Source organism: Kitasatospora sp. NPDC093558 (assembly GCF_040683475.1).
Classification (GTDB): domain Bacteria; phylum Actinomycetota; class Actinomycetes; order Streptomycetales; family Streptomycetaceae; genus Kitasatospora.
In genome coordinates, this window is the sequence record NZ_JBFBDY010000308.1 from 1 (window position 1) to 7,801 (window position 7,801).

Genomic DNA, 7,801 nt, shown 5'->3' on the forward strand with positions numbered 1-7,801 from the left:
CGGGTGAGGGCCCGCCGTCGTTCATGGCCTCATCATCTCGGGTAGGCCCCGTCCGGCCGCTGGTGGCCGCTGCTGAGCTGGTTGCCCTCGTCGTCCGAGACGGTGCCGAACCACGACGTGCACCACACCGAGACCGAGTCCGGCCAGTACTGCACCTCGAACGGGTGGCCCGGGCCGTGGTCGCCGTACGAGGTGACGATGAAGGTCTCCCCCGGGCGCATCCAGTAGTCCTCGCCGAGCGGCTCGAGGGTCAGCTCCAGCAGCCCCTCGCCGCGGTTGGTCAGCGGCATCCGGCCGGTCACCTCCAGGGCCGAGAAGTCCCAGCCGGCTTCCTCCTCGGTCATCCGGCGGCCACCCGGGCGAGCAGCTTGCGCACCGCGTCGTCGAACGCCTCCGGTGCCTCCAGGGCGCTCAGGTGGCCCACCCCGGGGATGACGGTCAGTTCGGCGTCCGGGCGCAGCCGGGCCATCAGCTCCGCCTCCTCGACGCCCATCAGGGCGTCCTCGGCGCCCGCGACGACCGCGGTCGGCACCCGCACCCCGGCGAGCACCTCCTGCGAGTCGGGCCGGGCCGCCATGGCCCGCTGCGCCCAGGCGACGGCGGCCGGCGGGGCGGCAGCGACCAGTGCCTGCACCCGCTCGACGAGGTGCTGCGAGTCCGGCCCGAGCTGGCCGGCCGCCACCCGCTCGTCGAGCAGCAGCTGGACGCTGTTCCGGGCGAGGACGGCGGCGGCGATGCGCTCCCGGTTGGCGCGGGCGGCGTCGGTGTCGGCCGTGGCGCGGGTGTTGGCCAGCAGCAGCCCGGCGAGCCGGTCCGGGTGGCGGCGGGCGAAGGCCAGCGCCACGTAACCGCCCATGGAGAGCCCGGCGACCACCGCGCGGTCGATGCCGGCCGCGTCCAGCAGCAGCGCGAGGTCGTCCGCGACCAGGTCCAGCGAGGGCTCGTCGGTGCCCAGCGCGGTGCCGCCGAACCCCCGCTGGTCGGGGGCGAGCACGCGGGCCTCGTCGCCGGTCAGCCCCGGCAGCGCGTCCAGTTGGGCGGACCACATCGCGGCGTTCAGCGGGAAGGCGTGCAGGAGTACGAGGGGCGTTCCGGTGCCGCTCTCGCGCACCGACAATGCTGAGGGGAGCTGGGTCATGGGGCCACCGTATTCCGGTGCGCCCGGCGGGCCCACTCAGCGGGCCGCGATATCCGCTTTGTCCTAGCCTGACAGAGAGTAAGGGAGCGCGAATGATCGAGTTGCACGACCTGACAAAACGTTACGGCAAGACCCTCGCCGTGGACCGGCTCAGCTTCCGGGTACCCCAGGGGGTCGTCACCGGCTTCCTCGGCCCCAACGGCGCGGGCAAGTCCACCACCATGCGCATGATCCTCGACCTCGACAGACCCACCTCCGGCCGGGTCACCATCGACGGCCGGAGGTACGGACAGCTCAGCGAGCCGCTCAAGTACATCGGCGCGCTGCTGGAGGCCAAGGCCGTCCACCCCGGGCGCACCGCCCGCGACCACCTGCTCTGGCTCGCCCAGAGCAACCGGATCCCCGAGCGCCGGGTCGACGAGGTGCTCGCCCTGGTCGGCCTCACCCCGGTCGCCCGCAAGCGCGCCCGCGGCTTCTCGCTCGGCATGGGCCAGCGCCTCGGCATCGCCTCCGCACTGCTCGGCGACCCGGAGATCGTCATGTTCGACGAACCGGTCAACGGCCTGGACCCGGAGGGCATCCTCTGGATCCGCAACCTCATGAAGCGGCTCGCCGGCGAGGGCCGCACCGTCTTCGTCTCCTCGCACCTGATGAGCGAGATGGCCGTCACCGCCGACCACCTCGTCGTCATCGGCCGTGGCCGACTGCTCGCCGACATGCCGATGCCCGAGTTCATCCGGCGCAACTCCCGCTCCGCCGTACGGCTGCGCACCCCGAGCCCGGAGCGCCTGCTGGACGTCCTGGCCGGCGCCGGGATCCGCCACGAGGCCGGTCCCGACGGCTCCTACGAGGTGGTCGACGGCGACCTCGCCGGGCTCGGCGAACTGGCTGCCCGCCACGGCGTCGTCCTGCACGAACTCAGCCCCCAGCAGGCCTCGTTGGAGGAGGCGTTCATGCAGATGACGGCCGACTCGGTGGAGTACCACGCCGGTGACGGTCCCGGCCGGGACGCGGCCGGCGCCCCCGGCGTCAGGGGCGCCGGCTGGCAGCCCGGCGGCGAACGGACGGCCGCCGCGGCCGGACAGGAGGAGAACTGAGATGACGTCCTTCCCCGCGATCCTGCGCTCCGAGTGGACGAAGATCCGCAGCGTCCGCTCGACGGTCTGGACCCTGGCCCTGACCTTCGTCGTCACGGTCGGCATCGGCGCGCTGCTGTCCCTGCTGACCAACAACAACTTCACCGAATTCCGGCGCCACGAGGGCGAGATCCCGTTCGACGCCACCGGCACGGCCTTCTCCGGCATCATGCTCGGCGAGCTCGCCATCATCGTCTTCGGCGTCCTGGCGATCGGCAACGAGTACAGCAGCGGCATGGTCCGCGTCAGCCTCGCCGCCGTCCCGCAGCGCGGCACCCTGCTCACCGGCAAGGCGGTGGTGCTCGGCGCGCTGGCGCTGGCCGTCTCGGTGGTGACGGCCTTCGTCACGTTCTTCGTCGGCCAGGCCCTGCTCGGCTCGCACTCCACCAGCCTCGGCGAACCCCACGTGCTGCGCGCGGTGTTCGGCGCCGCGCTCTACCTGACGATGCTCTGCCTGTTCTCCGCCGGCGTCACGACGATGCTGCACAACCAGACGCTCGCGCTGGGCGTGCTGGTGCCGTTCTTCTTCCTGCTCTCGCCGATCCTCTCGGCCGTGCCGAAGGTCAAGACGCTGGCCCACTACTTCCCGGACTACGCGGGCAGGCGGATGCTGCTCGTGTACGGGGAGCCCGGCCAGCCGTACGGGGCCTGGCCCGGCTTCGCGATCTGCCTCGCCTGGACGCTGGCCGCCCTGGTCGGCGGCGCGCTGGTGCTCAAGAACCGCGACGCGTAAGGGAGTTGCCGGCCGGCCGGAGCCGGTGGCCCGGAGTCAGTACCGCGGAGCGCCGCGGCCTCGCAGCACGTTCGAGGCCCGGCGCTCCCGCGCTCCCCAGCACGCGCGGTGCCAGTGCCGGCGGTCGTCCACCCCCGCGCCGTGCATCGGCCAGGCCACCACGTGGCCGACCCCGGACGGGATCTCCTGGTCGCAGCCCGGGCAGCGGTAGTGCCGCCCGGACGTCCCGGCGACCGTCTGGACCACCCAGTCGTCGCCCTGGTAGCTCTCGGTACGGCGCAGCGAACCGCCCAGCGGGGCGGCCGGTTCGTCCGCCCGGTCGGCGGCGCTCTTGATCCGGTTGCGGCGGGGCGACACGGCGACTACCTCTCTCCAGTGGCTCGGGACCGCTCCAGCCTACGGCCGGACGCGGCCCCCGCGAGCCTCTATCACGGCATCACGCGCCGGTTCGGGGTTTCCGGCGAGATCCACCCGATCTTCCCCGAAATTCATGGTTCGGCGTGCCATTGGCACATGACATCCGATACCCACAAGGGGAACAGGCGGGGCCCGCAGACCCTGCGCGCACCCGAGGAGGCCCACCGATGTCCAAGACCACCGCCCGCGCCGAGACCCGTCGGCCCGTCGGGGTCCGGCCGCCCGCCCCCGGGCCCGTGCTGAGCTCCGTCCCCGCCGTGACGGCCGCCGCCGGCGATCCGCTGCCCGCCGCGCAGCGGGCCGGCGCGTTCCCCGCGGACACCGCGCCGATCCGGGTCGGCGCCTTCATGCTCTCCGCGCAGTTCCCCGGACAGAGCCACGGCGAGGCACTCGACCGCACCGTGCGCGCCGCCGTCGAGGCCGAACGCGCGGGCCTGGACAGCGTCTGGCTGGCCGAGCACCACTTCGTCCCGTACGGGGTCTGCCCGAACGCCGCCACGCTCGCCGCACTGCTGCTCGGCCGCACCCGCCGGATCGGCGTCGGCACCGCCGTCAGCGTGCTGTCCACCGCCCACCCGGTGGCACTCGGCGAGCAGGCCGCGCTGCTGCACCTCACCTCCGGCGGACGCTTCACGCTCGGGGTGGGCCGCGGCGGCCCGTGGATCGACCTGGACGTGTTCGGCAGCGGCGTGGACGCCTTCGAGAACGGCTTCCCCGAGCGGCTGGACCTGCTGCTGCGCTGGCTGCGCGGCTCCCGGGTCGGCGCGGACGGGCCGCAGTTCGCCTTCCCCGAGGTCGCCGTCGTCCCGCGGGCGACCGAGCCGCTGCGCCGCCCCGGGCTGGGCGCCTGGCTGGGCCTCGGCGAGCCTGGCGGCCGGGTGCGCCTGCCGCGTCAGCGCCAGGACGTCGAGGGGGCCGGTGCGGGCCTCGGCGCGGGCGACGAACGTAACCCCGCCGGACGGCCGGTGGCCGGACCGCCGGTGGTCGTCGCGTGCACGTCCCCGGCCGGGGTCAGGCTCGCCGCCGAGCGCGGCCTGCCGATGCTGCTCGGCATGCACTCCGGCGACGACGACAAGGTGGCGATGCTGGAGCTGTACCGGAGCGCCTGGCTGGCCGCCGGACGCGACGAGGAGCAGCTGCGCCGGGTCAACCGCCGGCACGTCGCGGCCGGCGTGGCCCAGGTCGACGACCGCACCTCGACGGCGCGGGCCACGCTGCTGAGCGCCATGCCCGGCTGGTTCGAGTACGGGCTCGGCGCCCACCGCACGGTGGACGGCCGGGAGCGCAAGATGCGCGACCCGCACCAGTACACCGAGCTGCTGTGCGACCTGCACGCGGTGGGCACCCCGAAGCAGTGCGCCGACCGCCTGCTGGCCACCGCCGAACGGACCGGCATCCGCCGCTTCGCGCTGCTCGCCGAGGGCAGCGGCGACCGCGAGGCGACCCTGCACAACATCGCCCGGCTCGGCTCGGAGGTGCTCCCGCAACTGGGCTGAGCCGGCCCGCGCCGCCCCCTCCCCCCGCACCGGGGGAGGGGCCGACGGCGTTCCGGCGCCGCCGTGAGCGGGCCGGTCAGCAGTCCCGCAGTTCCTCGGACTGGTTGAGCAGCTGCTCCCGGACGGACGTGAAGCGGTCGAACCGCGCCTCGTTGGCGTCGGACGGCACGAACACCGCCACCCGGTGACAGTTCTGGAAGGCCAGCCTGACCCCGAAGTGCCGCTGCAGGGCACCCCGGATGGCGTCGCTGGCGAGCGCCCGCAGGAGCTGGCCACGGGCCTGCTCGCTGGGCGGCGGTACCTGGTTGTCGGCGAAGTCGGTGCCGTCGACCTTCGCCTGGGCGACCAGCGAGCTGATCAGGTTCCAGGCGTACGGCAGCGAGACGCGGACGCAGTCGACGAATTCCCGCTCGTCGACCTCGCCCCGCTCGGCCTTTTCGAGCAGGGCCGGTGAGACGTCGAGCGACATGGATTCTCCTCTCGCGGACCGCCCGCGCGCGGCGCGCGGGCGGTGGTGCGTAGTCCAAAAGCTCACAGTGAGGGTGGGCGACATCGCACGGGAGGTCCGGAACAGCGGCGATACGGGCTGTTTCCGGCGCCGTGCGAAGGTGCGGCGGCGCCACTGGACGTGACGTCCCGGACACCGACCGCTTCAGAACAGCGTGGCAGTCAACGGCGGGCCAGGCCGGTGGTTCCTAGGGATTGCTCCGCAAATACGCCGCGGTGCACCAGAATGGCCGGATCCTGTCGGATCGTTCATCTGAAGTCTCCATCCCCGTTGACAGCGGTCCCGCACGCATGCCGTCACACACGGTAGCGACCCCAGCGTAGGGGCGCCAGACCGCGGGAGGCATCCCCGGAACCGCCGAACCTCCATGTTCGCGGGGTTCGCGCTTCCTTCACCCCGTCGTCGCGGAATCGCATCAACTGGCCCCGGTGGGCTAGCGTGGTCGACCGTGCGTCTCGTAATTGCCCGCTGCTCAGTCGACTATGCCGGTCGGCTCTCCGCCCATCTGCCCTCCGCCACCAGGCTCATCCTGGTCAAGGCCGACGGCAGCGTCAGCATCCACGCCGACGACCGCGCCTACAAGCCGCTCAACTGGATGTCCCCGCCGTGCGTCCTCAAGGAGGCCGACGGGGTCTGGACGGTGGAGAACAAGGCCGGCGAGAAGCTCATCATCACCCTGGAGGAGGTGCTGCACGACTCGTCCCACGAGCTCGGGGTCGACCCGGGCCTGATCAAGGACGGCGTCGAGGCGCACCTCCAGGAGCTGCTGGCGGACCGGATGGAGGTGCTCGGCGCCGGCTGGTCCCTGATCCGCCGCGAGTACCCGACCGCGATCGGCCCGGTCGACATCCTGTGCCGCGACTCCGACGGGACGACGGTCGCCGTCGAGATCAAGCGCCGCGGCGAGATCGACGGCGTCGAGCAGCTCACCCGCTACCTCGAACTCCTCAACCGGGACCCGCTGCTGGCCCCGGTCAAGGGCGTCTTCGCCGCGCAGGAGATCAAGCCCCAGGCCCGTGTCCTGGCCACCGACCGGGGCATCGGCTGCGTGGTCCTGGACTACGACGAGCTGCGCGGCATCGACGACGACAAGCTGAAGCTGTTCTGACGCCTCACGGCGACTTCGTCGACGTCGGCGTGCTCGACGGCGGTGTCGTCGTGGGCGTGCTCGACGGCGGCGTCGTCGTAGGCGGCGTCGAAGCGCTCGGGGAACTGCTCGGCGCCGGCGGCTGGGACGGCTGCGGCCCCGGCGGCTGCGAAGGCTTCGGCCCCGGCCCCGGCGGCTGCACCGGCGGCTGCGGGTCGCCCGGAGCGGGCTGCGAGGGCTGCGGCTGCTGCGGGACGTCCGACTCCGTCGCGCCGGGCGAGCGGCTCGGCTTCTTCGACGCCGACGCGGAGGCCGACGCCGACGCGGACGGCGAGTGCGTCGCACTGCCGCTCGCCGAGGGCTCCGCACTGGTCGCACTCGCCGCCGGGCTGCCGCCCGGGGCGTCCGCGCCCGCCGTCGAGGGCGCGCCGGTACTGGCGTGCGGCAGCGGGACCTGCCCGTTGGAGCCGGTGTCGTCCTGGTCGAGCCGGCTGTGCGGATCGTTGGTCCGCTGCTCCCCCGGCCCGGTGACGCTCATCGCCACCGCCGTGCTGAGCACCCCGAGCGTGAGCACCGCCGCCGACGCGACGGCCACCCGCCGCCGCCTGCCCGACCGCAGCCCGGACGGCACCCTGGCCGCGATCTTGCGGATCACCGGCCCGCGCGCGGGCGCCGCCGCGGCGGGCTGGGCGCCCGGCAATTGGCGGCCCTCGGCCCGCAGCAGGTCGAGCATCCGGCGCGCGGACGCGACCCCGCGCTGCTCGCCGGCGACGGCCCGCAGGGTGAGCGCGGTCTCCAACTCGGCGATCGCCTGCGACGATTCCTGCGCGCAGATCGCGTACACGCCCAACTCGTGGTGGAACCAGGCCTCGTCGGCCTTGGAAGCGGTCCGCCGGGCGGCCTCCAGGCCGAGCTGCAGCGCCCGCTCCCAGGCCCCCCAGCGCAGCGACAGCGCCAGCGCGGGCGCGGCGGCCCGGGCCAGCCGGACGACGGCCTCGTGGCGCCCGGCGGTGCGGTCGGCCAGCAGGACGCCGATCACCACCTCCGCCTCGGCCGCGATCTGCCCGAGCGACACCGAGCTGTGCCCCACCCACCAGGCGAAGTGCTGCGCCGCACCGTCGACACTGCCGCGCGCCGGCCAGTGCGGAAGGAGGAGTTCGAGCGCCCCGGCGGTCAGCCGGTGGTGACCGCCGATGGACACCGCGAGCCCGGCGTCGGCGAGTTCGGCGAGCGCGCTCTCGCCCTGGCCGACGTCGATCAGCGCGGGCAGGTGCGGCGCGGTCGGG

The 7,801-nt window shown here is 73.8% G+C and carries 8 protein-coding genes and 1 pseudogene; 4 read left to right on the forward strand and 5 right to left on the reverse strand.

The window, feature by feature from the left end:
• Positions 1–32: 32 nt before the first annotated feature.
• Both AB0O00_RS24560 and AB0O00_RS24565 read right to left on the reverse strand, forming a co-directional pair.
• On the reverse strand, positions 33–344 hold the full coding sequence (locus AB0O00_RS24560) for a hypothetical protein (protein ID WP_363655144.1): 312 nt from the start codon (positions 342–344) through the stop codon (positions 33–35).
• On the reverse strand, positions 341–1,138 hold the full coding sequence (locus tag AB0O00_RS24565; RefSeq protein ID WP_363655146.1) for an alpha/beta hydrolase: 798 nt from the start codon (positions 1,136–1,138) through the stop codon (positions 341–343). The genes AB0O00_RS24560 and AB0O00_RS24565 overlap by 4 nt, the downstream gene beginning before the upstream one ends.
• Positions 1,139–1,230: 92 nt before the next feature.
• Between AB0O00_RS24565 and AB0O00_RS24570 the strand changes: the two genes are divergently transcribed.
• Together AB0O00_RS24570 and AB0O00_RS24575 are read left to right on the forward strand one after the other, a co-directional pair.
• Positions 1,231–2,235 carry an ABC transporter ATP-binding protein gene (locus AB0O00_RS24570; protein WP_363655148.1) on the forward strand — a complete coding sequence of 335 codons (1,005 nt, stop codon included), beginning with the start codon at positions 1,231–1,233 and terminating at the stop codon, positions 2,233–2,235.
• Between the two features lies 1 nt (position 2,236).
• Positions 2,237–3,007 (forward strand): ABC transporter permease subunit, encoded by a 771-nt coding sequence (locus AB0O00_RS24575; RefSeq protein ID WP_363655149.1) that lies wholly within the window; start codon positions 2,237–2,239, stop codon positions 3,005–3,007.
• Between the two features lie 36 nt (positions 3,008–3,043).
• On the opposite strand, the gene AB0O00_RS24580 is transcribed toward AB0O00_RS24575, so the two are convergent.
• Complete coding sequence (locus AB0O00_RS24580; protein WP_363655151.1) at positions 3,044–3,364, reverse strand: ATP/GTP-binding protein; 321 nt, start codon at positions 3,362–3,364, stop codon at positions 3,044–3,046.
• A gap of 389 nt (positions 3,365–3,753) precedes the next feature.
• On the opposite strand from AB0O00_RS24580, the gene AB0O00_RS24585 reads away from it, so the two are divergent.
• Positions 3,754–4,920, forward strand: coding sequence for an LLM class flavin-dependent oxidoreductase (locus tag AB0O00_RS24585; protein WP_363655157.1), 1,167 nt, complete (start codon positions 3,754–3,756; stop codon positions 4,918–4,920).
• A 76-nt stretch (positions 4,921–4,996) separates the two neighbouring features.
• Here the strand turns inward: AB0O00_RS24585 and AB0O00_RS24590 are convergent, their stop codons facing one another.
• Positions 4,997–5,389 carry an SCO5389 family protein gene (locus AB0O00_RS24590; RefSeq protein WP_363655153.1) on the reverse strand — a complete coding sequence of 131 codons (393 nt, stop codon included), beginning with the start codon at positions 5,387–5,389 and terminating at the stop codon, positions 4,997–4,999.
• A gap of 487 nt (positions 5,390–5,876) precedes the next feature.
• Here AB0O00_RS24590 and nucS point away from each other — a divergent pair, with 487 nt between their 5' ends.
• Positions 5,877–6,536, forward strand: a complete 660-nt coding sequence (gene nucS, locus AB0O00_RS24595) for an endonuclease NucS (protein ID WP_363655155.1) — start codon at positions 5,877–5,879, stop codon at positions 6,534–6,536.
• A 4-nt stretch (positions 6,537–6,540) separates the two neighbouring features.
• On the opposite strand, the pseudogene AB0O00_RS24600 reads toward nucS, so the two are convergent.
• Positions 6,541–7,801: pseudogene (locus tag AB0O00_RS24600) on the reverse strand (hypothetical protein); the annotation flags it as partial.